The organism is Marinobacter aromaticivorans (assembly GCF_002806975.1).
Taxonomy (GTDB): Bacteria; Pseudomonadota; Gammaproteobacteria; order Pseudomonadales; family Oleiphilaceae; genus Marinobacter; species Marinobacter aromaticivorans.
On sequence record NZ_NIHD01000012.1, the window covers coordinates 25688 to 50516 of the forward strand.

General features: G+C 55.9%; 22 protein-coding genes and 1 tRNA gene. 20 read left to right on the forward strand and 3 right to left on the reverse strand.

Annotated elements, in window-relative coordinates; genetic code table 11:
- The first annotated feature begins 597 nt into the window (after positions 1–597).
- The 5 genes from pcnB (at position 598) to pgi (ending at position 5875) form a co-directional block, all read left to right on the forward strand.
- Positions 598–1980 carry a polynucleotide adenylyltransferase PcnB gene (gene pcnB, locus CDH48_RS15335; protein ID WP_100689617.1) on the forward strand — a complete coding sequence of 461 codons (1383 nt, stop codon included), beginning with the start codon at positions 598–600 and terminating at the stop codon, positions 1978–1980.
- Positions 1980–2477, forward strand: coding sequence for a 2-amino-4-hydroxy-6-hydroxymethyldihydropteridine diphosphokinase (gene folK / locus CDH48_RS15340; RefSeq protein WP_100689618.1), 498 nt, complete (start codon positions 1980–1982; stop codon positions 2475–2477). The genes pcnB and folK (CDH48_RS15340) overlap by 1 nt, the downstream gene beginning before the upstream one ends.
- A 61-nt stretch (positions 2478–2538) precedes the next feature.
- Positions 2539–3333, forward strand: a complete 795-nt coding sequence (gene panB / locus CDH48_RS15345; RefSeq protein WP_100689619.1) for a 3-methyl-2-oxobutanoate hydroxymethyltransferase — start codon at positions 2539–2541, stop codon at positions 3331–3333.
- Complete coding sequence (gene panC / locus CDH48_RS15350; RefSeq protein WP_100689620.1) at positions 3330–4178, forward strand: pantoate--beta-alanine ligase; 849 nt, start codon at positions 3330–3332, stop codon at positions 4176–4178. Before panB ends, panC begins: the two co-directional genes overlap by 4 nt.
- 35 nt (positions 4179–4213) lie before the next feature.
- Positions 4214–5875: a glucose-6-phosphate isomerase gene (gene pgi, locus CDH48_RS15355; RefSeq protein ID WP_100689621.1), complete on the forward strand. Its 1662-nt coding sequence runs from the start codon at positions 4214–4216 to the stop codon at positions 5873–5875.
- Here pgi and folK (CDH48_RS15360) read toward each other — a convergent pair.
- Together folK (CDH48_RS15360) and folB are read right to left on the reverse strand one after the other, a co-directional pair.
- On the reverse strand, positions 5858–6382 hold the full coding sequence (gene folK / locus CDH48_RS15360; protein WP_100689622.1) for a 2-amino-4-hydroxy-6-hydroxymethyldihydropteridine diphosphokinase: 525 nt from the start codon (positions 6380–6382) through the stop codon (positions 5858–5860). The genes pgi and folK (CDH48_RS15360) overlap by 18 nt on opposite strands.
- A complete protein-coding gene (gene folB, locus CDH48_RS15365) occupies positions 6382–6738 on the reverse strand; it encodes a dihydroneopterin aldolase (protein WP_100689623.1) in 357 nt (118 codons plus the stop codon). Before folB ends, folK (CDH48_RS15360) begins: the two co-directional genes overlap by 1 nt.
- Before the next feature lie 138 nt (positions 6739–6876).
- On the opposite strand from folB, the gene plsY reads away from it, so the two are divergent.
- Positions 6877–7467 (forward strand): glycerol-3-phosphate 1-O-acyltransferase PlsY, encoded by a 591-nt coding sequence (gene plsY / locus CDH48_RS15370; RefSeq protein ID WP_100689677.1) that lies wholly within the window; start codon positions 6877–6879, stop codon positions 7465–7467.
- 6 nt (positions 7468–7473) lie between these two features.
- Here plsY and tsaD read toward each other — a convergent pair whose 3' ends face one another.
- A complete protein-coding gene (gene tsaD, locus CDH48_RS15375; protein WP_100689624.1) occupies positions 7474–8532 on the reverse strand; it encodes a tRNA (adenosine(37)-N6)-threonylcarbamoyltransferase complex transferase subunit TsaD in 1059 nt (352 codons plus the stop codon).
- A gap of 240 nt (positions 8533–8772) precedes the next feature.
- On the opposite strand from tsaD, the gene rpsU reads away from it, so the two are divergent.
- The 14 genes from rpsU to CDH48_RS15445 all read left to right on the forward strand — a co-directional run bounded on the left by rpsU (position 8773) and on the right by CDH48_RS15445 (position 24798).
- Complete coding sequence (gene rpsU, locus CDH48_RS15380) at positions 8773–8988, forward strand: 30S ribosomal protein S21 (protein WP_007153483.1); 216 nt, start codon at positions 8773–8775, stop codon at positions 8986–8988.
- Between the two features lie 147 nt (positions 8989–9135).
- Positions 9136–10863 (forward strand): DNA primase, encoded by a 1728-nt coding sequence (gene dnaG / locus CDH48_RS15385; RefSeq protein WP_100689625.1) that lies wholly within the window; start codon positions 9136–9138, stop codon positions 10861–10863.
- Positions 10864–10980: 117 nt separating this feature from the next.
- Positions 10981–12825, forward strand: a complete 1845-nt coding sequence (gene rpoD / locus CDH48_RS15390; protein WP_100689626.1) for an RNA polymerase sigma factor RpoD — start codon at positions 10981–10983, stop codon at positions 12823–12825.
- A gap of 99 nt (positions 12826–12924) precedes the next feature.
- Positions 12925–13001, forward strand: a tRNA-Ile gene (locus CDH48_RS15395).
- Positions 13002–13357: 356 nt separating this feature from the next.
- Positions 13358–14275, forward strand: a complete 918-nt coding sequence (gene cyoA, locus CDH48_RS15400) for a ubiquinol oxidase subunit II (protein ID WP_100689627.1) — start codon at positions 13358–13360, stop codon at positions 14273–14275.
- A 4-nt stretch (positions 14276–14279) separates the two neighbouring features.
- Positions 14280–16271 (forward strand): cytochrome o ubiquinol oxidase subunit I, encoded by a 1992-nt coding sequence (cyoB, locus tag CDH48_RS15405; protein ID WP_100689628.1) that lies wholly within the window; start codon positions 14280–14282, stop codon positions 16269–16271.
- A gap of 2 nt (positions 16272–16273) precedes the next feature.
- A complete protein-coding gene (cyoC, locus tag CDH48_RS15410) occupies positions 16274–16891 on the forward strand; it encodes a cytochrome o ubiquinol oxidase subunit III (protein ID WP_100689629.1) in 618 nt (205 codons plus the stop codon).
- Entirely contained in the window at positions 16892–17218 is a 327-nt protein-coding gene (cyoD, locus tag CDH48_RS15415; RefSeq protein WP_100689630.1) for a cytochrome o ubiquinol oxidase subunit IV, read from the forward strand.
- 67 nt (positions 17219–17285) lie between these two features.
- The gene (locus CDH48_RS15420) at positions 17286–17897 is read left to right on the forward strand and encodes a Yip1 family protein (RefSeq protein WP_100689631.1); all 612 of its coding nucleotides are present in this window, start codon (positions 17286–17288) and stop codon (positions 17895–17897) included.
- Positions 17898–18250: 353 nt separating this feature from the next.
- The gene (locus tag CDH48_RS15425; protein WP_100689632.1) at positions 18251–18625 is read left to right on the forward strand and encodes a DUF4398 domain-containing protein; all 375 of its coding nucleotides are present in this window, start codon (positions 18251–18253) and stop codon (positions 18623–18625) included.
- 26 nt (positions 18626–18651) lie between these two features.
- A complete protein-coding gene (locus tag CDH48_RS15430; protein ID WP_100689633.1) occupies positions 18652–19461 on the forward strand; it encodes an OmpA family protein in 810 nt (269 codons plus the stop codon).
- Between the two features lie 194 nt (positions 19462–19655).
- Complete coding sequence (locus tag CDH48_RS15435) at positions 19656–19913, forward strand: YdcH family protein (protein WP_100689634.1); 258 nt, start codon at positions 19656–19658, stop codon at positions 19911–19913.
- A 228-nt stretch (positions 19914–20141) separates the two neighbouring features.
- Positions 20142–21479, forward strand: coding sequence for an alkane uptake protein AupA (aupA, locus tag CDH48_RS15440; protein ID WP_100689635.1), 1338 nt, complete (start codon positions 20142–20144; stop codon positions 21477–21479).
- 13 nt (positions 21480–21492) lie between these two features.
- Positions 21493–24798 (forward strand): Ig-like domain-containing protein, encoded by a 3306-nt coding sequence (locus tag CDH48_RS15445; protein WP_100689636.1) that lies wholly within the window; start codon positions 21493–21495, stop codon positions 24796–24798.
- Positions 24799–24829: the final 31 nt, after the last annotated feature.

Here is a 24829-nt window from a genome sequence, read left to right on the forward strand (position 1 = left end):
ACTGTTTCGGGTAACACTTACACCGGATACGGGGTAACACTTATACCGCTCTAAAAGTTAAACCACTGTTAATAAAGAGTTTTCAAAAACTGGCACAGCATCTGCAACTACTTAAGCGCACGACAATAAGAACAAGAGTGACAAAGCAGCGCCTCAACAAAAACAAAAAGCTGCGGGAATACGTTCAGCAACAAAAACAAATATAGAACGTGAGCGAACTGAGTGTTTTGGGTACTTTGCTTTTTTGGTAGTCCCTTGGCACGTGTGAGTTGTAGAGATGCAGAGAAGAACCACCCTTGAGGTGGCGCCGCACCTACCAATAGCTTGCTCGATGTCGTTGACTGCTCATTGTGTTCAAAGCTTTCCGTTTGCACTGCTGAGAAGCCCCGGTCTTGGGGATATACAGTGGGGTACAAAAACGAAGAAAAATCCCGGCAAGAATAAAAATAATGCAGATCGTCAACGTTTTGAGGGCGGATTCGTGAAAGCGGATCCGCCTTTTAATTATCCGTGCACTCGAGATTACAGGGCAAACGTGTGCAAATCCTGTTCAAACCGTTAAACTTACGGTTTTGCTCAACGCAACCACGGATCTCAATGCCAAAAACACTCTCCTCCATTTTCGAGCAGTCCGTCGACAAACTCCGCTCTTTCCTCCCCGGAAACGGGAAAAAAAAGGCCCGGGCCTATCAGCGACGGGAAATACCCAGAGACCAGCATAATGTCTCGCGGTCCTCTATCAGCGAGCCTGCCAAAAAGGTTCTCAGCCGGCTCAACAAATCCGGCTATGAGGCCTACCTGGTGGGCGGCAGTGTACGCGACGTGCTTCTTGGCCAGCGACCCAAAGACTTCGATATTGCCACCAACGCCATCCCTGAAGAAGTACACGACCTGTTCCGCAATTCCCGCCTTATAGGGCGCCGCTTCCGCATTGTGCACGTTGTGTTCGGCCGTGAGGTCATTGAGGTCACTACCTTTCGTGGCAACGCCACCGACGCCCAGGACGACAGCGTTGATGATGACCGCAAAACCAGCGAACACGGCCTGCTGTTACGGGACAATGTTTACGGTACCCAGGAAGAAGACGCCCTGCGCCGTGACTTTACCGTCAACGCGCTTTACTACTGCATCCGGAATTTCACCGTTGTCGACTTTGCCAACGGCATCGAAGACCTGCGTAACCGGCAACTGCGGCTTATTGGCGACCCGGAAACCCGCTACCGTGAAGACCCGGTGCGCATGCTCCGTGCCATTCGCTTTGCCGCCAAACTGGGCTTTGAAATAGAACCGGAAACCGAAGCCCCGATCCACCAGCTTGCCCCTTTGCTGACCCACATTCCTCCGGCCCGGCTGTTCGAGGAAGTGCTGAAACTGTTTTCCGCAGGCTACGGCGAGGCCACTTACGATCTGCTTACCCGTTACAACCTGCTGGCACCGCTGTTTCCCGAAACTGTGAAGGCTATCGAAGCTGGCGAGCCGGATGAACTGATTCGCCAGGCACTGCGCAATACGGATGCCCGCATCGCCCAGGGCAAGTCGGTAACACCTTACTTTCTGTTTGCTGCCATGCTCTGGCCAGCGCTGCAGAAGGAATGGCGCCACCGGCAGGATAACGGAGACCCGGTGCAACCAGCGCTGCACGGGGCGATCGGCAAGGTTATCGGGCGCCAGGTACAGGCAACCTCGATACCCAAGCGTTTCTCGGGGCCGATGAAGGAAATATGGGAGTTGCAGATGCGCCTGCCCCGCAGACACGGCAAGCGGGCGTTCGTGACCATGAGCCACCCGCGATTTCGTGCCGCTTACGACTTCCTGCTGGTGCGGGAAGCCTGCGGTGAGATTGAACCCGGCCTGGGCGACTGGTGGACCGAGTTTCAGCGGCTGGATGAGCGCGGGCAAGAGCGGATGCTTTCAGAGCTCAGCAGCGACACCCCCAAAAAGCGCCGCCGGCGCAAACCGGTCAAACGGCCCGCTCCCTGATGAGAACCGATGCCTTTATCGGCCTGGGCAGCAATCTGCAGGAACCAGCTGTCCAGCTTGCAAGGGCTGTGGCAGAACTGGCGGCCCTGCCCGGTACAGTACTGGTTGCGCAGTCGCCTTTTTACGCCAGCAGCCCAGTAGGCCCGCAGGACCAGCCTGATTTTGTCAATGGTGTTGCCTGGCTCTCCACAGGGCTTGCGCCACACGCTCTGCTCGACCACCTCCAGGCAATTGAACAGGCACACGGGCGGGAGCGACTAAGGCACTGGGGGCCACGCACACTGGATCTTGACCTGCTGATTTATGGCAACCGGGTGCTGAATGACGACCGGCTTACCGTCCCCCACCGGGAACTGGCAAACCGGGATTTTGCCCTGCAACCCTTGCTGGACCTTAAACCGGATCTCATACTGCCGGGAGGTACTACAATCGCCTCCCTTAGGGCACAATGCCCGGACAACCGGTTGCGCCGACTTCCACCTCCGGATTACCCTTAGCAATTAAACACCGGTTACCCCGGCCCGGTTTTGGCCCACCTACCCAAAAGGCAAGGATTCTATGGCTGTTACCATCAATACCCTGCGGGAATACAAGCAAAAAGGCGAAGCCTTTGCAGCGCTCACCTCCTACGACGCCACGTTTGCCCAGGTGGTCAGCGAAGCCGGCGTAGACGTTCTCCTGATTGGCGACTCGCTGGGCATGGTTCTTCAGGGTCATGACAGCACACTACCCGTCACCATGGACCAGATCGTTTACCATGTGAGCTGCGTTGCAAAAGGCAACCGGGGCGCGCTGATCATGGCCGACATGCCATTCATGAGTTATGGCACTGTGGATGCTGCCCTTGAGAACGCTGCAGAACTCATGCGCGCAGGTGCTCACATGGTCAAGTTGGAAGGCACTGACTGGATGAAAGATACCATCACAGCGCTCACTGAACGGGCTGTACCTGTGTGCGCCCATCTGGGCCTGACGCCCCAGTTCGTCAACAAGTTCGGCGGGTACAAGGTTCAGGGCCGCGATGAGCGCTCGGCGGAAATAATGATCGAACACGCCTGCGAACTGGAGGCTGCCGGAGCTGACGTCATTTTGCTGGAGTGCGTTCCGGCACCGCTGGCGGCCAGGATTTCCCAGGCCGTCAAGGCGCCGGTAATCGGAATTGGCGCCGGCGCAGACACAGATGGCCAGATTCTGGTACTGCACGACATGCTCGGTATTACAACGGGCCGAAAACCCCGTTTCGTAAAAAACTTTCTGGCCGAAAACGGCTCCATTCAGGAAGCCATTGCTGCCTACGCCAAAGCCGTGCGTGAGCGCACATTCCCTGCTGAGGAGCATACGTTCAAGGCATGAGAACCGTCCATTCACTGAAAGAGTTGCGTACCATCCTGCGCGGTTACCGCCAGCAGGAAAAAACCGTTGGCCTGGTACCTACCATGGGGAATCTGCATGAAGGGCACATATCACTGGTGCGCAAAGCTGCCGAAGCTGCGGACGTTGTTGTCACCAGTATTTTTGTCAACCCGATGCAGTTTGGTGCCAACGAGGACCTCGACACCTACCCGCGCACCCTGATAGATGACCAGGAGATGCTCGGTGCAGCCGGCAACACCCTGGTGTTCGCGCCCTCTGCAGAAGAGGTTTATCCGGATGGCCTCGCAAGGCACACCCGGGTAGTGGTGCCGGAGGTCAGTGAAGGGCACTGCGGTGCCAGTCGTCCAGGGCATTTTGAAGGTGTTGCGACAGTGGTTTCCGTACTGTTCAACATGATTCAGCCAGACTTTGCCGTGTTCGGCGAGAAAGATTTCCAGCAACTGGCGGTCATCCGCAAAATGACGCGGGATCTGATGATTCCCGTGGAAGTGATTGGGGCACCCACGGTGCGGGAAGAAGACGGACTGGCAAAAAGCTCACGCAACGGCTATCTGTCTGCAGAGGAGCGTAGCCTGGCTCCGGTTATTTATCAGACACTGCAAGCCACCGCCGCAAAAATAACAGGCGGGCGCACCGATTTTCCGACGCTCGCCCAGGAAGCCGCTTCCAGCCTGCGCGACGCCGGCTTGCGTCTGGATTATTTCAACATTGCCAACAGCGAGACCCTGAAGCCTGCCGCGCCGGAAGACCAAAACATTACACTGCTGGTGGCCGCCTTCCTCGGCACCACCCGGCTGATTGATAATATCTCGATCAGTCGCTGAGACACGATACAAATGCACCAGGAAAGGACTCTCTGATGACCGCAACAAACCCGACCCTGACATCACTGCCTGAATGGAAAAACCTGGAGGCCTGCCGCGAACACCTGCAGGCCTGTCATATAAAAACGCTTTTTGCAGAGGACCCGCAACGGGCAAAGCGCTACTTTATCAAGGGCGCCGGGTTATCTCTGGATTTTTCCCGAAACCGGCTTACCGATGAGGTGCTCGACGCACTGATAGCCCTGGCCCGCAGCCGCAACCTGGAAGAACGCAGAGCCGCCCTGCTGCGCGGCGACAAGGTCAACCTTACCGAGAACCGCCCTGCGCTGCACACGGCCCTGCGCAACCCGGGAACAGACAGCCTTGTGGTCGACGGCCAGGACGTGATCGCAGAAGTAAACGCAACACTGGCCCGCATGGAAGCCTTCGTACAGGAGGTTCTGGGCCAGTCGCGCACCGGCTTTACCGGCAAAGCGTTTACCGATGTGGTCAGCATTGGCATTGGCGGTTCGTTTCTTGGCCCCAAACTGGTGACCGAGGCGCTTCAGCCCTACCGCGCATCCGGACTTCGTTGTCACTATGTAGCCAACATTGATGGTACGGAAATCTGCGAAACCCTGGCACAGGTGAATCCTGAAACCACGTTATTCCTGGTGCAGTCAAAGTCCTTTGGCACCCGGGAAACCCTGGAAAACAGCAAAGTTGCCCGGGCATGGTTCATCGAGCGCAGTGGCAATGAACAAGCGGTCGCCAGCCACTTCATGGCCGTGACGGCCAACATCCATGCAGCGCAAGAGTTTGGCATCAGCCCGGACAACGTATTCCCCATGTGGGACTGGGTAGGGGGGCGCTACTCCCTGTGGTCTGCGATCGGGCTACCCATAGCACTGACCATCGGCATGGACAACTTCCGCGCACTGCTCGCCGGCGCTCACGCCATGGACACGCATTTTCGCGATGTGCCCCTGGAACAAAACCTGCCCGTTGTCATGGCCATGCTGGGCATCTGGTACACCAATTTCTGGGGCGCGGAAACCCACGCCATATTGCCCTACGACCACTACCTTCGCAGCCTGCCGGATCACCTGCAGCAACTGGATATGGAAAGCAGTGGTAAACGGGTCAGCCAGCAGGGAGAAACCCTTGGATACCATTCAGGGCCTGTCATCTGGGGTGGTGTCGGTGCCAACGGCCAGCACGCCTACCACCAGCTGATTCACCAGGGCACCCGGCTGATTCCGACAGATTTCATCATTCCCTTGCAAACCCACAACCCGGTCGGAACACACCACGCGGACCTTTTCGCCAACTGCCTGGGCCAGTCCCGTGCGATGATGTCGGGAAAAACCCTGGAAGAAGCCAAGGCAGAACTGGCCGCCAGCGGCATGGCTGAAGCAGAGATTGAGCGGCTGGCACCACACAAGGTAATCCCCGGCAACCAGCCCAGCAACACACTGATGATGGACAAGGTGACGCCGGAAACCGTGGGTGCCCTGATAGCCCTGTATGAACACCGCACCTTCGTACAGGGCGTGATCTGGGATATCGACTCGTTTGATCAATGGGGCGTTGAACTGGGGAAAAAACTGGGGCAGGCAATATTACCAAGACTGCTTGCACAGAAGGCCGCGAGCGAAGCCAGCGACAGTTCGACGGATCACCTGATTGAACTGTTCCGCTCAGCTAACCGCCTTTGATATCAACCGCCCCTGCCAGCTGAAATCAACCGGCCAGGTTTTCTGGTTGCTGCTGTATGCCTGCCAGAGTTCAAGATAACTCTTGCGACATACCGGGTGTTTCACTGCCGGGGCAATATCTGCCAGCGGGCGAAGCACATAAGCGTTCCTGACAATTTCGCCCCGGGGCAACTCCACACCGTCCATCCAGCCCACTGCTTCGCCGTACGTGAGTATATCGAGATCCAGCGTTCTTGCGCTGAACCTGGGAGCTTCCGGCTGCCGGCCATTTTCTGCTTCCAGGCGCTTGAAGAAGCGTGAGAGTTCGCCCACGGAAAGCGTGGTTCTGATACCGACAACCAGATTGAGAAATGGCGAACCGTCGAATCCTACCGCTTCACTTTCATAGACCGGCGAAATATCCAGCTCACCAAACCCGTCTTTCAGGGCATCCAGCGCCGCGCGAACGTAACGTTCCCGCTCAATATTAGTGCCAATGCCAATATAAACCGGAACCGGGGCTGGCATTATCGGCCTCCCCTTTCTATGCAAACACCCACAGACCGGGCAGCAGGCACGGCTCCGGGTTTGCGCAGCGTTACCCGCAGCCAGCCAATACCGAATTCCCGCCGCAAAACTTCAGCCAGCACCTCCGCACCATGCTCCAGGAGCTTTGGCTTCAGGCCCTTGAGACACTGCTCTGTGCGCTCACTGACGGCGGCGTAATCAAGGGCATCGGCCACATCATCCGAGGCGCCAGGGATACGGTTGTCCCAGGCCATTTCCAGATCCACAACCAGTGCCTGGGTCACTTCGCGCTCCCAGTCAAATACACCGACTACGGTTTCCACAACCAGGCCTTCGATCAATACGCTGTCTGCCAAGGAATCCCCCGGGGCTATACACACTGCTGATTGAATAACCTACAGACTGCGGATACTGTAATAGCCCCGGCCTGTAAATTCAGGGCGGGCATTTTCGCACAGATTGCCCTGATACGTCTTTGTTTCCGAGTTCCTGAAATGGCGTTGAGTGACCCGGTATTGATTGTTTTTTTATGTGTGGCTGCCTATCTGCTGGGCTCTGTGCTGTTTGCATTGCCGGTAAGCCGGCTATGGGGCTTACCCGACCCGCGCGCACAGGGCTCGGGCAATCCGGGCGCAACCAACGTATACCGGACCGGTGGCTGGCCACCTGCGCTGGTTACCCTGGCACTGGACGCGGCCAAAGGCTGGCTGCCGGTCTGGCTGGCACACAACGCCGGGCTTTCAGCCATTATCCAGGCCATGGTGGCGCTGTGCGCCGTTACCGGGCATATGATTCCGGCGTATTACCGGTTCAAGGGCGGCAAAGGCGTCGCAACCGCGCTGGGTGCAGGCGTTGCACTGGCACCCGTCACCACGTTCGCCATGGCCACGTTATGGTTACTGGCACTATGGCGCTGGAAGATATCGGCACTGGCCTCCGTGCTTGCCATTATCAGTGGCCCGATCATCAGTGCCTTTATTGAACCCGACAAACTGCCCGTATTCGGCCTGCTTGCGATACTGATTGTGGTCCGCCACCGCAACAACCTGATAAGGCTCGCCCAGGGGAGAGAAACCGGCCTGTAGCTGTTTTCAGTCAACAAGCCCTTCCAGCCTTGTCTCGGTAAGGGGCGGCAGCGTATTCATCGGCCACCGTGGCACCGCCACAATCCGCTCACCATCTCGCTGCCCCGCCTTCATCCGCTGGGCACCGGCATAGGCAATCATGGCACCGTTATCGGTACAGAATTCGGGCCTGGCATAAAACACATGGGCGCGCAGTTTTTTCGCCATTTTTTCCAGGCCTGCCCGCAACCGCTTGTTGGCACTGACCCCCCCGGCAATCACCAGGCGGCTACAGCCTGTCTGCTCCAGCGCCCGCCGGCATTTGATCACCAGGGTCTCCACCACCGCGGTTTCAAATGCCAGGGCGATATCGGCGCGAGCCTGGTCGCTCAGACCACCCGCTGCTTTTTTCTCCGCGTTGACGGTATTAAGGGTAAACGTTTTCAGGCCACTGAAACTGAAATCCAGGCCCGGGCGGTCGGTCATCGGGCGGGGGAAGCGGTAGCGGCCAGCCACACCTTTTTCCGCAAGCGCCGCCACTCGGGGGCCACCAGGATAGTCCAGCCCGAGCATCTTGGCTGTCTTGTCGAACGCCTCACCGGCTGCATCATCCACAGACTCACCCAGCATTTCGTATTCGCCTATGCCATCCACACGCACCAACTGGGTATGCCCACCCGATACCAGCAACGCCACAAAAGGAAATGCCGGCGGATTATCTTCCAGCATGGGGGCCAGCAGATGGCCTTCCATGTGGTGTACACCGAGCACAGGAACACCCAGAGCAAAGCCCAGGGCATGGGCAACCGAGCCACCCACCATAAGCGCGCCGATCAGGCCGGGGCCTGCCGTATAGGCAACACCTTCAATATCCCGGCGGGTAACGCCCGCATCCGAGAGCACCTGATCACACAGGGGCAGCAGTTTGCGCACGTGGTCGCGGGAGGCAAGCTCCGGCACCACGCCGCCGTAATCGGCGTGCATCTCGATCTGGCTGTACAGTGCATGGCTCAGCAGGCCTTTATCGGTGTCAAAAAGTGCAACGCCGGTTTCATCACAGGAGGTCTCAATACCCAGAATCAGCATATAACCTGGCCACATCGGTTAGCGTAAATGAATAAACGGCGCGTATTTTAGCAGAAACCCGAAACTCACTGTCAGTTTCATGGAACAAACATTGACCTTGCCACGATCCAGGCGCTATCATTGCCGCCCTAAATTACGAACTGGTCGAGTTTTAGCCAATCTGACCAGGAATCGAGCCAGTCTGGCACCGCCAGATGCGCATATAAATGAAACCGAATCTATCAGGTAGGTGATTGTCGAATGCCAGCTGTTAAAGTGAAAGAGAATGAACCGTTTGACGTAGCACTGCGTCGCTTCAAGCGCTCTTGCGAAAAAGCAGGTGTACTTTCAGAAGTGCGTCGTCGTGAGCACTATGAAAAGCCCACCGCCGTGCGCAAGCGCAAAGCTGCCGCTGCCGTTAAGCGCCATCTCAAGAAGCTTCAGCGGGAACAGCGCAAGTTCGAGCGTCTGTACTGAGTTAGCAGGCGCCGCTTGACTGCAAAGCACTGATTGCCTGTTCAGCCACAGGCTGCACAGAGCGACCTGAAATGCCGCCGGGGCCTGGCTTCGGCGGCATTTTTGGCTATTGGCCCCAGTTTGTAAAGGGCCTGATGTGGAGCCATTATGAGCGGACTGATCCCCCAACGCTTTGTTGAAGACCTGCTCGACCGGGTAGATCTGGCAGAGCTGATCGGCTCGCGCATTACACTTAAAAAAGCCGGCGCCAGCTACAAGGCCTGTTGCCCGTTTCACGATGAAAAAACACCGTCGTTCAATGTGAGGCCAGACAAAGGCTTCTATCATTGCTTCGGATGTGGCGCACACGGGGACGCCATCAGCTTTGTTCGTGAGTTTCAAGGGCTGGGTTTTACCGATGCCGTTGAGGAACTGGCACGCCGGGCCGGGCTGGAAGTGCCTTACGATCAGGCCGCCAGGCAGGAAATGCAGCAGGCGCGAACGCTGACCGATGCGCTGGACTTTGCCAGCCGCTTTTACCAGGCAGCTCTCCATGGCCAGCAAGGCTCCTTTGCCCGCGACTATCTTTACCAGCGGGGGCTGGATGACGAGGTTATCCGGCGCTATCAGGTGGGCTACGCGCCTGCCTCCGGCACCGCCCTGTTTGATGCTGCAGACAGGGATTTGCAGGGGCCGCTGATCGAAACGGGCACCGTCTCTGACAAATACGGAAGGCCGCGGGACCTGTTCCGCAACCGGGTCATGTTCCCCCTTCGTAACAGCCGGGGCAGAACCATCGCCTTCGGAGGACGGACTCTCGGCGACGACAAGGCCAAATACATCAATTCTCCCGAATCGGACGTATTTCACAAAAGCCGGGAGATATACGGCCTGTTTGAAGCAAAGCAGGCGCTGAAACAGGTCGACAAGCTGCTCGTTGTAGAAGGCTACATGGATGTGATTGCCCTGGCCCAACACGGCATTCACTACGCCGTAGCGACGCTGGGTACAGCAACAAACCAGGATAGCCTGACGGCCCTGTTAAGGCAGGCACGGCACATAGTGTTCTGCTTTGATGGCGATCAGGCCGGGTTCCGGGCAGCTGACCGGGCCATGGAAAATGCGCTGGAGCTCATGGCAGACGGCCTTCACCTGCAGTTTCTGATGCTGCCCGAGGGCGAAGACCCGGATACCCTGGTGCGCAAAGAAGGTCCGGCGGCGTTCCAGAAGCGTATTGACGGCGCCACCCCGCTCTCCCGGTACCTGTTTGACCGCCAGAGCGAAGGCCTGGATTTGCAGTTACCGGAAAACCGGGGTGAGCTGCGGGCCAGAACCGAACCGCTTCTGAACAAAATGCCCAGAAGCACCCTGCGCGATGCCATGTGGCACGAAATGCTCCGGCTGTGCGGGGGGCGCAACCAGTGGCAAGGCCGCCAATCCCGGCAGTGGGACCAGTGGAAAGGCAACCGGCGGGATCGCGTAACTGAAGAACGTATCGATGTAAAACTGAGCAAGGACAGCATCCTGTGCCTTGCATTGCTTGAAGCACCGGATCTGGCCAGCGAAGTTGCCGAACTGGCAAAAAACTCCCGGCAGTATGCCCAGGCGGGGAATTTTGCGGGCTTTATTCTTGAGCGTGACATCCGGCATCGGAAATCACTTATAACCATACTGGCCCTGGATGACCGGGCGCGTGAGCAGTTTTACCACCTGTTTGATGGTATCGAGCACATACCGGCCCGGGAAAGCACGCTGGCCGCGGCACGAGAGCTGCTAAGCCCGAACGAAGAGGCGGCAAGACAGCAAAGACTGGCTACACTTTTACGTAATTTCGCAAACCTTACCGCTGAACAGCGGCAGGAACTGCGAGAGCTGAGCGGGGGTACCCCGGATTAACAGCACTTGAAACTTGACACATTGATCACCATCTAACCATTCGGTGGCGGTGCATTAGAGCGACAGCTATAATGGCTGTTTAATTTTTATTTATTTAAGCGAGTTCACAGGGTGTCTATGTCAGGCAATTCGCAGAAATCACGTTTGAAAGACCTCATCGCACGAGGCAAGGAACAAGGCTACCTGACTTACGCCGAGGTGAACGACCACCTCCCGGAAGACATTGCCGACCCGGATCAGGTCGAAGATATTATTCGCATGATCAACGATATGGGTATTCAGGTGACGGAAGTGGCACCGGATGCCGATACTCTGTTGATGACAGACGGCGACTCTACCGCCGATGAAGCCGCTGCTGCCGAAGCCGCGGCCGCGTTGGCTGCCGTAGAATCAGACGCCGGTCGCACCACAGACCCGGTGCGCATGTACATGCGCGAGATGGGTACCGTGGAGCTGCTGACCCGTGAAGGCGAGATTGTCATCGCCAAACGCATCGAAGAAGGCATTCGTGACGTCATGGCAGCCGTCGCCCACTTCCCGGGCACGGTCGGCACCGTCATTCAGGCCTACGATCGTATCATCGAAAATGAAGGTCGCATCAGCGACATCGTAACCGGCTTCCTGGACCCGGATGGTGCCGAGCCGTTCATGCCGGAAACACCGGCCAAGCCCGAGTCAGCAGACGCCGACGATGCAGACGAAGATTCTGATACAGAGGAAGAAGAACCCGAGAGCGGGCCAGATCCCGAGGAGACTCGCCTGCGCTTTGAACTCCTTCGTGAAAAGCTGGCTGTTGCCGATGAACTGCTTGCCAAGCATGGCCGTGCCGACAAGCGGACCCAGGCCGCCCTCAACGAACTGGGGCAGGTTTTCGCACCGTTCAAGCTGGGCAACAAAGCCTTCGACGAACTGGTCAATGTAGTACGCTCCACCAACGATCTCGTACGCGAGAACGAACGGGCCATCCTGGCAATCTGCGTTCGCGAATGCAAAATGCCCCGCAAGGATTTCATCAAGTCCTTCCCGGGCAATGAAGCAAACCCGGAATGGGGCGAAAAGATTGCCAAGAGCAAAAAGCCCTACGCTGCTGCAATCGGCGAACGCCTGGATGAAATAGTCCGCCTTCAGAAGCGCATCATGAATGTGCAGACCGAAGTGGACCTGGATGTTGTCGACATCAAGGAAATCAACCGCCGGGTTTCCATTGGTGAAGCGAGAGCCCGCCGTGCCAAGAAAGAAATGGTCGAGGCCAACCTGCGGCTGGTAATTTCTATCGCCAAGAAGTACACCAACCGCGGCCTGCAGTTCCTGGACCTGATTCAGGAGGGCAACATTGGCCTGATGAAGGCGGTAGACAAGTTTGAATACCGTCGCGGTTACAAGTTCTCGACCTACGCCACCTGGTGGATACGTCAGGCCATTACCCGCTCCATTGCGGACCAGGCACGCACCATTCGTATTCCGGTGCACATGATCGAAACCATCAACAAGCTCAACCGCATTTCCCGCCAGATGCTGCAGGAAATGGGTCGCGAACCCACGCCGGAAGAGCTGGGCGAGCGCATGGAAATGCCGGAAGACAAGATCCGCAAGGTGCTGAAGATTGCCAAAGAGCCGATCTCCATGGAAACACCAATTGGCGACGATGAAGACAGCCATCTGGGCGACTTCATCGAAGACATCCAGGCACTCTCGCCGGTGGATTCGGCAACGGCAGAAGGCCTGCGGGAGGCCACACGTTCCGTACTTGCCGGCCTCACCGCCCGTGAGTCCAAGGTGTTGCGCATGCGCTTCGGTATCGAGATGAACACGGACCACACGCTGGAAGAAGTCGGCAAACAGTTCGACGTAACCCGTGAGCGCATCCGCCAGATCGAAGCCAAGGCACTGCGCAAACTGCGCCACCCTTCCCGCTCCGATCACCTGCGCGGTTTTATTGACGACCAGGGAAATCAGGGATAAATCGCAAGAACTAACAGTAGCGGGCGCCGTGCCTCATCGGTATAATGGCGCCCGTTTTGTTTGCCTGCGGAAACACCTGCACAGCAGGCACTGCGTTACGGGCCTATAGCTCAGTTGGTTAGAGCAGAGGACTCATAATCCTTTGGTCGCTGGTTCGAGTCCAGCTGGGCCCACCATTTCTTGAAATTTCGGTAACACTCGCCACGCTTTTAGCGGGCGTAATCGGAACACAAAACACCTGGAAAAGCCCCACGCTACCATGCCTGGGGCTTTTTTATTTCTGTTCGCCGTTAAAACAACCACTCTTATATCACCGAGCCTGTAGCCCACCCATACTCCCATGATTTAAATCAAATCGTAAGTAGAATCCAGATTTAACTTATTCCAGAATTGGCAGAAGCTCTTTTCGGGAATAATCAAGCGGATCCGGAGAGCCTGAGCCGCGAGGATTAATTCCCGATACCTTCCACACACCGATAGCCACATCCGAGCCGAGCGGCGTTTTGCCTGACGGCTCCAATGAGGTTAAAAGATGGGAAGAAAACCTTATCTGCGCCCCCTTGGCGCCCTGCTTATGGCTGCTCTGCCCTTCCTGATTTCTGGGTGCAGTTCGGCGTTGATGGACCCAAAAGGCCAGGTTGGCGAAGAGCAGCGGGTCCTGATCATCACCGCGTTTGCTCTCATGCTCATTGTGGTCATACCGGTTATCGTGATGACCCTGCTTTTCGCTTTCCGCTACCGTGAAAGCAATCCCGATGCCGCCTACAAACCGGATTGGGGGCACTCGAAGGCGATTGAGGTGGTGGTCTGGCTGATCCCCTGCGTCATTATTGTGGTACTTGCCATTCTGACCTGGGTAACCTCCCACTCTCTTGACCCCATGAAACCCATTGACGCGGAAAACGAGCAGAACGCGCTCGAAATCCAGGCTGTCTCCCTGGACTGGAAATGGCTGTTCATATACCCGGAACAGCGTTTGGCATCGGTCAACGAAGTGGCGTTTCCTGCAAACCGGCCAGTGCACTTCCGTATCAGTTCCGGGTCGGTCATGAATTCCTTCTGGATCCCGGCTCTGGGCACCCAGATATACGCGATGGCAGGCATGGACAGTAACCTGCACCTGATTGCCAATGAACAGGGGACCTATCCCGGCCGGTCCACCAATTACAGCGGTGCCGGCTTCTCCGGAATGACGTTCGATGCCCTTGCGCTCTCCGAACCGGAGTTCGAGCGCTGGGTGGACGAGGTTAACTCCTCGGATCAAACCCTCTCATTTGAGGACGGCTACAAGGAACTGGCCCAACCCAGCCAATCCGTGCCGGTCCAGTATTACTCGGATGTATCACCAGATCTGTACCGGAACATTCTCAACAGTTTCCGTGAAGGGAAACCGGATGAGCACAGCACCACTGAGCATAGCGTCCCAATGAGCGCTGAGACAGCGGAGTAAAACGATGTTCGGAAAACTGAGCCTGGAAGCCATTCCCTACCATGAACCCATCGTCATGTCGGTGGCTGTGGTCATGGCAATCGTAGGGGCCTATATCGTTGGCTGGATCACCTTCAACAAAAAATGGATTTATCTCTGGAAGGAGTGGATCACCTCCGTTGACCACAAAAAACTGGGCATCATGTATTTCCTGGTGGCGCTGGTGATGCTGATCCGGGGTTTTTCCGATGCCATCATGATGCGTACCCAGCAGGCCATGGCCGCCGGCGGTGCGGAGGGCTACCTGCCACCGGAACACTACGACCAGATCTTTACCGCCCATGGCGTAATCATGATTTTTTTCGTCGCCATGCCCATGGTAATCGGGCTAATGAACCTCGTGGTTCCGTTGCAGATCGGCGCCCGCGACGTGGCCTTCCCGTTTCTGAATAACCTGAGCTTCTGGCTGTTTGCGGCGGGTGTTGTTCTGGTGAACATTTCCCTGGTGGTCGGCGAGTTCGCCAAAACCGGCTGGCTCGCGTATGCGCCGCTTTCCGAAAGCACGTACAGTCCCGGAGTCGGGGTGGATTACTGGATATGGGCATTACAGATATCGGGTGTGGGGACGACGCTCACCGGTATCAACTTTTTTGTCACCATCATGAAGATGCGGACCAAAGGCATGACACTGTTCCGCATGCCTATTTTCACCTGGACTTCCCTGGTGGCAAACGGCCTGATCATCGCCTCCTTCCCCATTCTCACCGCCACCATCGCGATGCTCACGCTCGATCGTTATCTGGACTTCCACTTCTTTACCAACGATCTCGGCGGCAACATGATGATGTATGTGAACCTCATCTGGGCCTGGGGACATCCGGAAGTCTATATCCTGATTCTGCCCGCGTTCGGGGTGTTTTCCGAGGTCATTGCCACCTTTGCCAAAAAACGCCTCTTTGGCTACCACACCATGGTGTGGGCCACGGTGGCGATTGGTCTGCTCTCGTTCATGGTCTGGCTGCACCACTTTTTCACCATGGGGGCGGGCGCCAACGTCAACGCGTTCTTCGGCATCATGACTATGATCATTGCGGTCCCCACTGGGGTGAAAATATTCAACTGGTTGTTCACCATGTTCCGGGGCCGCCTGGAGTTCACCTCACCGGTGCTGTGGACGCTGGGATTCATCATCACGTTCACGCTCGGAGGTATGACCGGCGTTATGCTGGCAGTACCGGCCGCGAACTTCGTGCTGCATAACAGCCTGTTTGTCATTGCCCACTTCCATAATGTGATCATCGGGGGTGTTGTTTTCGGGAGCCTGGCTGGTTACACCTTCTGGTTTCCCAAAGCATTCGGGTTCACGCTCAATGAAAAATGGGGTAAACGTTCATTCTGGTGCTGGATTATCGGCTTCTACCTGGCGTTTACCCCATTGTACATTCTCAGTTTTTATGGCGCGGTGCGTCGCATGCAGTCCTATCCCAATGCCGACTGGCAACCGCTGATGATTGTGGCCTGGGTCGGCGCCGTGTTCATTCTTGCCGGCATTCTCTGTACCGCCATCCAGCTGTACGTCAGCATCCGCGACCGAAAGGCCCGGGCCGATGTCACCGGGGATCCCTGGAACGGGCGAACGCTGGAGTGGAGCACCTCGTCGCCCCCACCCCACTACAACTTCGCTCACCTGCCTGTCGTGAACTCAATCGACAACTTCTGGGAAGAGAAGCAGAGGCGGGGCGGGCAAGCGTTGCCGGGCAACCCGGAGCAGACCGAATATCAGGACATCCACATGCCCCGCAATACGGTGGCCGGGCCCGTCATTGGTGCTTTCAGTATCGTGCTGGGTTTTGCACTTGTGTGGCATATATGGTGGTTGGCAGGAGCGAGTGCCCTGGGCATTTTCGTGAGTTTTATCATGCGGGTGTTCAATGACGATATCGATTACCACGTGCCGGCGGATGAGGTAAGGCAAACCGAGACCGAGCACTATCAACAGGTTCAGATGCAGGCGTAATCATGACCACCGACACCATGACGAACCAACCTGGAATCATGCGCACCGACGAAGAACACGCCGATACCACAGGCATGAAAACCTACGGCTTCTGGATTTACCTGATGAGCGATCTCATCATCTTCGGTTGCCTGTTTGCGACTTACGGCGTACTGCACAACAACACCGCCGGGGGGCCGTCCGGCAAAGATCTGTTCGAGCTCAAATTCGTTCTCGGCGAAACCTTCCTGCTGCTGTTCAGCAGCTTCACCTACGGGCTCGCCATGCTGGCCATGCACCGGGACCGTCTGGGCCAGTTGATGGGCTGGCTGATAGCAACTTTCGTGCTCGGTGCGGGTTTTGTAGGGATGGAACTCTACGAGTTCCATCACCTGATCAGCGAGGGTTACGGCCCGGACCGCAGCGGATTCCTGTCGTCGTTTTTCGCTCTGGTCGGCACCCACGGCCTGCATGTGAGTTTTGGGCTGCTATGGATGCTCATTATGCTGATCCAGTTACCCATCAAAGGGCTGACCGACAAAACCCGGCCGCGAATCCTGTGCCTGAGCCTGTTCTGGCACTTTCTGGACATCGTATGGATTTGTGTCTTCACGTTTGTCTATCTCATGGGAGTACTGTAAATGAGCACTTCAACCACCCACGATCAACAGGGCCACGGTAGCCTGCGATCCTATATCACCGGTCTCCTGCTCTCGATTATCCTGACGGCAATTCCATTCGGCATGGTCATGGCAGGGAGCTTCAGCAAAACCGTCACGGTGATCGCCATCTCAGTTATGGCCATACTTCAGATAATCCTGCAACTGACTCTGTTCATGCACATGAATCTGAAAACCCGGGAGGGACGCGATTCCGGATCGTTTCTGTTTTTTGCTGTTGTTACGCTGACCCTTGTTGTGGGTGGGTCGGTCTGGATCATGTACAACCTGCATATCAACTTGATGTAAACACCTGATAGGTGCACCGGTCGCTCATAACGCCGCGACAACCCGAACAAGAAAAGGAGGTGTTTCCGTGCTGACCCATGTCTGGGGCCTTCTGGTCCACCCTCAATCGGAGTGGCAACACATCGGCAAAGAGGACGAAACCGTTCGCCACCTCTATGCCCATCATGTTTTCATACTCGCCGCTATTCCCGTAGTCAGCGCCTATATCGGGACCACTCAGGTTGGGTGGGGCTTTGGCGGTGACCACGCCTTTATCAAGCTTGACCTGATCAGTGCACTTTACGCGGGGATCGCGTTTTATATCAGTATTCTGATGGCGGTGTTCCTGGTCGGGACCCTTATCCATCGCATGGCCCGGAGCTTCAGCACACCGCCCAGCCACCGGCGTTGCGTGATCTTTGCCGGATACATCGCCACCCCGATGTTTCTCAGTGGTCTGGTCGCGATTTACCCTATTGTGTGGCTTTGTCTGCTCGCGGGGACAATCGGCCTGTGCATGACGGCCTACGTGCTCTACGTGGGCATCCCCTACTTTCTGGGCATCAGTTCTGAAGAAGGCTTTATCGTATCCAGTACCACCCTGGCAGTGGGTGTACTGGTACTCGAGGTGATGCTGGCGATCACCGTTATGCTGTGGGGCTATGGCGAAGTGCTGTTACCCTGGCTGTTCCGCTTCTGACCCGGAGAGCAGCCCCGCTGACAGCACTTCGAGTTCGCTGCGTATCTGGTGGCCCCAGACTTGTGCAGATTCACGGGTTATCGGGGCGATAGCGCCTGCTGCACAATCGGCCGGCGATCATGATTAAAGCTTATTCAGCCCTTCGCCCGCAATCGCCGGCTTTTATTTCAGATACTTACACCAGTTCATTGCCACTGGGTTATGGAATGGCAACCGCTTTTCGCAAAAAGATGTTGCCATTGCTTCATGGTTGATCTCCGGTGGACTGCTAAGCTTGGTGTAAGGTGCGCATGGTTGAATTCGTGCATACACACCTTCCACATAGCTTGTATATCGCTGAAAGGAGATCGTGCATGAATAAGCATAAATCAATGTTATACACCGCCGGCATTACGGGTATTGCTCTTGCCATAGGCGGCTGTGCCAGTTCCGGCGAACGACCGGATTCAGATCTTCAGTCCGCTGAGGCTTCTCTCCAGCAAGCTGTGGCTGCCGATGCGCGGGAGTTTGAGCCGGTGCTGCTCAACAACGCACAAAACAAAGTGGCCGATGCAAAGAACCTGATTGAGCAGGAGCGCTTTACAGAGGCTAAGCGCCTTCTGGAACAGGCGGCTGTCGACGCCCAGCTCGCTGGTGCCCGTTCCGAAACGGCAAAAGCGAAGCAGGCTGTAGCGGAGGTCAATCAGAATATTGAGACTCTGCGCAATCAAATGAATCAGGACCAGTAATCGCCCTATCTGGAAAGGAGACTGTTATGAACAAACGCAACATAACACTGGGCATGGCTGCCGGCTTGTCATTACTTATTGCCGGCTGTGCCACAACACCCCCGGAGAATGCGATGGTAAATGAAGCCCGGGCGTCTTATGAGAAAATCAAAGACGATCCGGATGTCGCCCGCAGCGGCGACCGCCACCTGCGTAGCGCCAGGGACCAGCTGAACCGGGCGGAATCTTTACTGGATGATGGCGCAGATACGGTGCGCGTTGAGCATGCAGCCTACCTGGCGAACCGCCACGCGCAGATTGCCAACGAGCAGGGCGAGCGTGCCCGGCTGCAGAAGCAGATAGATTCCGCCGAGGAACGGCGCCGCAAATTACTGCTTGCTCAACGTTCCAGTGAAGCCGAGCAGGCGCGCAAGGAAGCCGAAATGCTGCGCAAGCGAATGGAAGAGTTGCAGGCAGAGCGTACGGACCGTGGCATGGTGCTGACTCTTGGGGATGTTCTTTTTGATCTGAACAAGGCGGACCTGAAACCTTCAGGGGAGCAGACCATAGACCGCCTGGCCCAGTTCATGAAAGAGTATGAAGACCGCCGGGTTCGTGTGGAAGGCTACACCGACAGTACCGGTGAGGCTTCCTACAACCAGCGGCTATCCGAGCGTCGGGCCCAGGCCGTGCGGGATGAACTGATCTCGCGAGGCATTGAAAGCCGCCGGGTGGAAACCAAAGGCTTTGGCGAGCAGTACCCCGTAGCCAGCAACGACACGGCTGCCGGTCGTCAGCAGAATCGCCGTGTGGAGATCGTTATCTCCGACAAAGACGGCAATATCGAGACCCGGTAAAAACGGAGTTCAGCCAACCACGGGAATCCCGCGGGGGAGACTTCTCTCCCCCCCTTTTACATCCGTGAACCTGACATCCTGCCAGTTAGCGCAACGACCTGCATTCCGGAAACATTAACAAACATCTATCTCGCTAAAACAAAACGCCTTACACTGAAAACCGACAACCCACCAAAAACCGGGAGTATTAACGAATGCCACTTGAAAAACACGACCTTGCCCATGAACTGCCCGAGTCCAAAGAAACCATTCACACCCTGAAGACCACCGATCAGCATTTTGCGAAACTTTTCGATGCCTATCACGACATTGATCATGAAGTGTACCGCATTGAGCAAGGTGTAGAGACTACGTCGGATGAGTATCTGGAAGAACAGAAGAAAAAGCGGCTGAGCCTGAAGGATCAGCTTTACGGAATGATTCGCGACTACGAGGCTTCAATGGCCAGCTAAAGCAAAATTAATTTTCTCTTTAGCCTTTGTATCCAAAGGCTTTTTTTGAATCCGTGCAGCTTACATGGTCATTTCGACACGGTTGCATGTCAATAATGCCAACGTCCTAAAAGGACAAGCCTCATACACTTCCAGTTGAACAAATGTACCAGCCCTATCCGGAACCCTGCACCCGGGGAACTGATAACGGCCAGAGTATAAAAACAACGAGATAATTGGAGTGTATCAATGGTTTCCACCTCCCGGTTTTCAGCACGGGCGCTAACCCTTGCGGTAGCTGCAGCATCCACCACCCTTTCTGTACCCACCTCAGCCAGTATGGGCAATATAGGTACAACCTATGGAGTGATGCCAGTGGACGTCGCCACCGCCCAGTCTCTCTCCATGTTTAATAACCAGGTATCCGCCACCTATTACAACCCGGCGTCCCTCACCCGGGATGAACGCGGTGAACTGACAGCAGGCATACTCCACGCTGAGCAGGAGTTACGATCGACAAACCCCAATGCCAATGGCGATGTGGTTTCCAGCTCACCGAGTCAGCACGTGCTGATCGGCATGAAAACCAATCTGGGGTCGCTTACCCGCTTTGACCACCCGATTTACCTGGGCTTCATTGCCGGCGTGGAAAAATACGGCAAGGAAATGCTGGCGTTCGATTCCCGAACCTCCACCAGCGGTCAGTTTCTGCAGTACGGGAAAGAACCGCTGTTCCTGAACCTTGGCGGTGCCACCCCTGTTTGGCGCGGGATTTCCGCGGGCGCATCGGCGCGTATAACCCTGGATGCAACCGCCAATCTCAATGCGGTATCCACACTCGGTGGAGAAACCAGCCGGGAGCGCCTGGCTGTTAACGCGGAGCCACAGATAAAAACCATTCTTGGCACCACCATTGATCTTGGCAGCACCTTCTGCCCGGAAAGCAGCTGCTTTTTGCAGGGCTGGGAAACCGCGTTCACCTACCGCACCAAGTCTTCCGCTTCTACAACGGTTGATTCAAATATTATCGTTACCCAGACCATTCCCGACCCGGGCCTGAGCCTTGCGGTAACAACCATCGATTCGTTTCAACCGGAAACCTTTGGTTTCGGCGCCCAGTACAGGGGCGAAAACTGGCGCCTGGGTGGCAGTATTGAACAGCAGAACTGGTCAGAGCTGTCCAGCGAGTTCGCCGGTGATACCATCAAGAATCAGTCAACAATACCGGCTTCCGACCGCATCCGGTTTGACGACACCCTGATTCCACGTATCGGCGCCGAGTTTGACCTCAACAAAAACTTTTCCGTGCGCGGCGGGGTGGCGTATGAAGAGTCTCCCCTGAAGTCCACCCGCAACCCCGAAATCAACTATCTGGACACCGACAAGATTGTGGTAGGCCTGGGCATCAGCGCCACCTACGATCGCACACGATTGCTCGCTTACCCTGTTCGCCTCGATCTGGGCTACCAGTACCAGCAGTTGCAGGAGCGCGACTTTACTCTGGTGGATTTTGATGGCGCAGAAACCAGCGTAACAGCAGACGGCGACATCCATGTTATCAGCGGTTCAGTTACCCTGAAGTTCTGAGGAGAGGTTTGCCATGAAGTACAACAAGACCCTGGCACTGATTCCCGCCCTTTTGCTTGCAGCCTGCGGCGGGGATGAGCAGAGCATCAACCAGAAAACCACGCCCGGCTCGGTGATCTACTCGTACCCGGCAGACGGGCAGGCGGATGTCAGCCCGAAAGCCGATATTGTTCTCCGGTTTTCCCATGCGATTACTGAAGACGACGCCAGCCTCACCAGCAAAATCAGCGTGCAATCCGACGGCGCTGTCGTGCCCTTCAGTGTTGAAAAAATTGATGAAGGCCGAAGCCTGAAGTTAACAACAAGCGGCGCTTTGACTACCGCATCCGCCTATTCCGTCACTTTTAACGAGCCGCTCCAGGCCGAAGGCGGGCGCACAATCGGCACACCCAACGGTGTTGGTGACCCGGGTATCCAGTTCGAGACCCGGGGCAGTTTCTCCGGGGCTGCGGGGCTGGCAAACACCTCGGATAGCTTTGGCGTAGCCTGGAAGGTACCGGCCAGCGATGATCAAACCGACAAACGCTTCCAGGCGATGAACTTTTCAACGTTCCGCTTTGCGATGACGCAACCGGTACATCCGGACTGGAAAGAGCTTGGTGGTTCGATTGAAATGCTCGACAAGAACGGCCAGCCAGTGCCTGCGTCCATTCTGGTGAAAGGCAACCGGATCACGGTTGACCCGTGCGTGACACCCGACCCTCAGCAGTGCGGCGGTAAGGAAGATGTGCTTAACAGCGGTGAAACCTACACGCTCGAATTCACCGATCTGGCAAGCCTGACCGATCCCGGGGCGGAAAACCGGTTTAACAAGACATTCAGCTTCACCCCCCGGGATACCGGCCCCACAGTCGTGTTGCAGCAAAGCGCTATAGACTCTGGCCTGGCGGCGGGAGAAACGGATGAAACACGGCTGACCAAGTCCATCCTGAATGGCCAGATCATCAATGGAGTTACCCTGAACTCCGTACTTCAGGGTGTTGCCGGCCCTTCCCAGCAGACAGGTGATCTGTTTGCCGAGCTGGCATTCGCGCCGTCATTTGAAGCGACTGAAGCACTCCCTCTGCGTATACCTAAGGGCAGTATTCTTCGCAGTACCAGCCTGGACGTGCTCGTTGGCGGCAAAGTGCCCGTTCTGGATGCGGCAACCCATGAGCTCCAAACCACAGGCGACATCAAGGTAACCATGCTCTCCGATGCCTCCGGCTACCTGAGCCCGAACGCCTACACCGACGACATCAATGTTCCCCGGCAGATTACCCTGTTCATGGATGTTTCCATGAACACGGAAGAAGCACAGCCAAACGCTGCTCTCTCCCAGGATCTGATGGGCGTGGAACTGCGGGGCATTGCACTGGTAAAAGACGGCGTACTGACCATTGATGCCATTGGCATGGTTGAACCCAACCTGCTCGGGCAGGAATACACGGATTCCACCATTGCGTTCCATCTTCAGGCCGCCACAGATGCCGACTCGGCCCTGGATGCCGAAGAACTGCGTGAGCTGGATAATACAGCGCCCAAGCTGGTGAGCTGGACACCGGGCGCAACAGATGCCATCCCGCCCACACGGCAATCGATGCACCGCCCCGGCGACCCGGTTATTCTGTTCTTTGATGAGCCGCTGGATCCGGAGTCCGTCAAGAGCGCCGTCAGCCTCTTTGCCAACGATTCAAGCGGTAGCCAGGAACTCACAGACCTGAAAATTGAAGTGGATGGCACCACCATCGCTATTCAACCGAAATCTGGTTTGCGGCATGGGGTGGACTATAAGCTGCAACTTAATAGTCTGGCAGACATAGTAGGCAACACCGCTACCATCCCTCCGTTGAGATTCTCATTACCGGAAATAGACGATGGCAGCGGCTCCGTTACCGAGCAATCCCCCTTCGCTCTTACCATCTACCCTGGCTATCCGTGTGTCACGGAAAACCTCAATCTGGCGGAAGGTTTCCACGGGCATTGTAAGGATGTGGCTGGCGACAATTTGCCAAACGACAATGCAGGTAACGCACAAAGCAGGGATATTCTGCCGGTCACGACGTTACCAGCAGACCGCCCGATCGTTGTGGTCTTCTCTCAATCCATGAAGCTCAGCTCTATCCGGCTCAATGAAACGTTTATTGTGGAAAAGGTCGATGAATCGGGGAATGTCATCTCCGGCATTGATGGACGCCTTGAAAAAAACCTGCAACGCATCAGTTTCTTCCCTGATCAACCATGGGAGCCTGGCGCTCTTTATCGCTATACGCTGGTCTCCGCCGTAAACGGCAACTGTGATGTCGTCATTTGCGGAAAAAATAACAGGGCCTTCCAAACTGATCTTTTGCTGGATCCCGAGGACAATGGCGGCGAACCTCTAGAGATTTATTTTAGGGGTCAGGAGAGTGTTTCGACGGTATTCACACCGCTGAGAAACCTTCCAATTCGAGACGCTAATTCCAATTATTATATCGAGGATTTCGAACCTTTCGATTTTGTCCAGGCGACAGATGAGAGTGGTTTGCCTCTCGAGCACTTTGAAACACCACCAAACGCAGCACGACTGGCGATGAATGGAAACGCAGTAGTGCTCGGAAACAACGGAGGCGAAGAGGCCAACGCCCGCGTAGGCTGCTCATATCAAGAAGCAAACGAATGCTGGGACAAGAAGTACATTTATCAAACGTATGGTCTGAACACCGAAGTAATCGGGCCCGAAATTGATCCAGAGACCGGTGAGGAAACGGGGAATATCCGAGTATTGCTTTACCCAACCATGCTGGTCACCACGCCAGCTAAAGTTTGGTATAACTTGCTCGGGCCATCGGAATCCAACACCGGCCCCCAGATTCTTCGTATGAGATACCAAGAACCTACAGAAAACAACCCGATGGGGCTGGTCGAGGGCCGCATCGTCACAGGTGAAAACGGCGGCCCACGATTCCAGGTGGATGCCGACCTACTACTTGATGCACCAAACCTTGACCTACCCATAGAGGGCCTGCTTGCCCACAATCTGTTCAGTTATCCATTCAAGTTGGAATTGGACGGACCGATCACGTTCTTCGACGATGGCAGAATGCAAATCGAACAGAGGAATAGTAACACTCCACTTATTACCGTTGATGTTGCCGGCTCCAATAACGCAACGTCCGGACTGCTTGGTTTCGTAAGCTGCCTCGGTAGCATCTTTACAGGTGGAGGCTTGAGTGCCTGTGAAGAACTGGCGAACGGCAATGGCAAGGCTGTTCAATTACCGCTGAAGATACCGCCTCAGGGAGTTTATCTGAACTTCATTTCCAACCCGGTCAAAGATTTACCGGCCCATTACGAATAAAACAGGGGCCACTCAGATCCGTGCTCTTCAG

Coding starts and splice junctions, on each gene's coding strand:
- pcnB (WP_100689617.1), top strand. CDS start 598: ATGCCAAAAACACTCTCCTCCATTTTCGAGCAGTCCGTCGACAAACTC.
- folK (WP_100689618.1), top strand. CDS start 1,980: ATGAGAACCGATGCCTTTATCGGCCTGGGCAGCAATCTGCAGGAACCA.
- panB (WP_100689619.1), top strand. CDS start 2,539: ATGGCTGTTACCATCAATACCCTGCGGGAATACAAGCAAAAAGGCGAA.
- panC (WP_100689620.1), top strand. CDS start 3,330: ATGAGAACCGTCCATTCACTGAAAGAGTTGCGTACCATCCTGCGCGGT.
- pgi (WP_100689621.1), top strand. CDS start 4,214: ATGACCGCAACAAACCCGACCCTGACATCACTGCCTGAATGGAAAAAC.
- folK (WP_100689622.1), bottom strand. CDS start 6,382: ATGCCAGCCCCGGTTCCGGTTTATATTGGCATTGGCACTAATATTGAG.
- plsY (WP_100689677.1), top strand. CDS start 6,877: ATGGCGTTGAGTGACCCGGTATTGATTGTTTTTTTATGTGTGGCTGCC.
- tsaD (WP_100689624.1), bottom strand. CDS start 8,532: ATGCTGATTCTGGGTATTGAGACCTCCTGTGATGAAACCGGCGTTGCA.
- rpsU (WP_007153483.1), top strand. CDS start 8,773: ATGCCAGCTGTTAAAGTGAAAGAGAATGAACCGTTTGACGTAGCACTG.
- dnaG (WP_100689625.1), top strand. CDS start 9,136: ATGAGCGGACTGATCCCCCAACGCTTTGTTGAAGACCTGCTCGACCGG.
- rpoD (WP_100689626.1), top strand. CDS start 10,981: ATGTCAGGCAATTCGCAGAAATCACGTTTGAAAGACCTCATCGCACGA.
- cyoA (WP_100689627.1), top strand. CDS start 13,358: ATGGGAAGAAAACCTTATCTGCGCCCCCTTGGCGCCCTGCTTATGGCT.
- cyoB (WP_100689628.1), top strand. CDS start 14,280: ATGTTCGGAAAACTGAGCCTGGAAGCCATTCCCTACCATGAACCCATC.
- cyoC (WP_100689629.1), top strand. CDS start 16,274: ATGACCACCGACACCATGACGAACCAACCTGGAATCATGCGCACCGAC.
- cyoD (WP_100689630.1), top strand. CDS start 16,892: ATGAGCACTTCAACCACCCACGATCAACAGGGCCACGGTAGCCTGCGA.
- CDH48_RS15425 (WP_100689632.1), top strand. CDS start 18,251: ATGAATAAGCATAAATCAATGTTATACACCGCCGGCATTACGGGTATT.
- CDH48_RS15430 (WP_100689633.1), top strand. CDS start 18,652: ATGAACAAACGCAACATAACACTGGGCATGGCTGCCGGCTTGTCATTA.
- CDH48_RS15435 (WP_100689634.1), top strand. CDS start 19,656: ATGCCACTTGAAAAACACGACCTTGCCCATGAACTGCCCGAGTCCAAA.
- aupA (WP_100689635.1), top strand. CDS start 20,142: ATGGTTTCCACCTCCCGGTTTTCAGCACGGGCGCTAACCCTTGCGGTA.
- CDH48_RS15445 (WP_100689636.1), top strand. CDS start 21,493: ATGAAGTACAACAAGACCCTGGCACTGATTCCCGCCCTTTTGCTTGCA.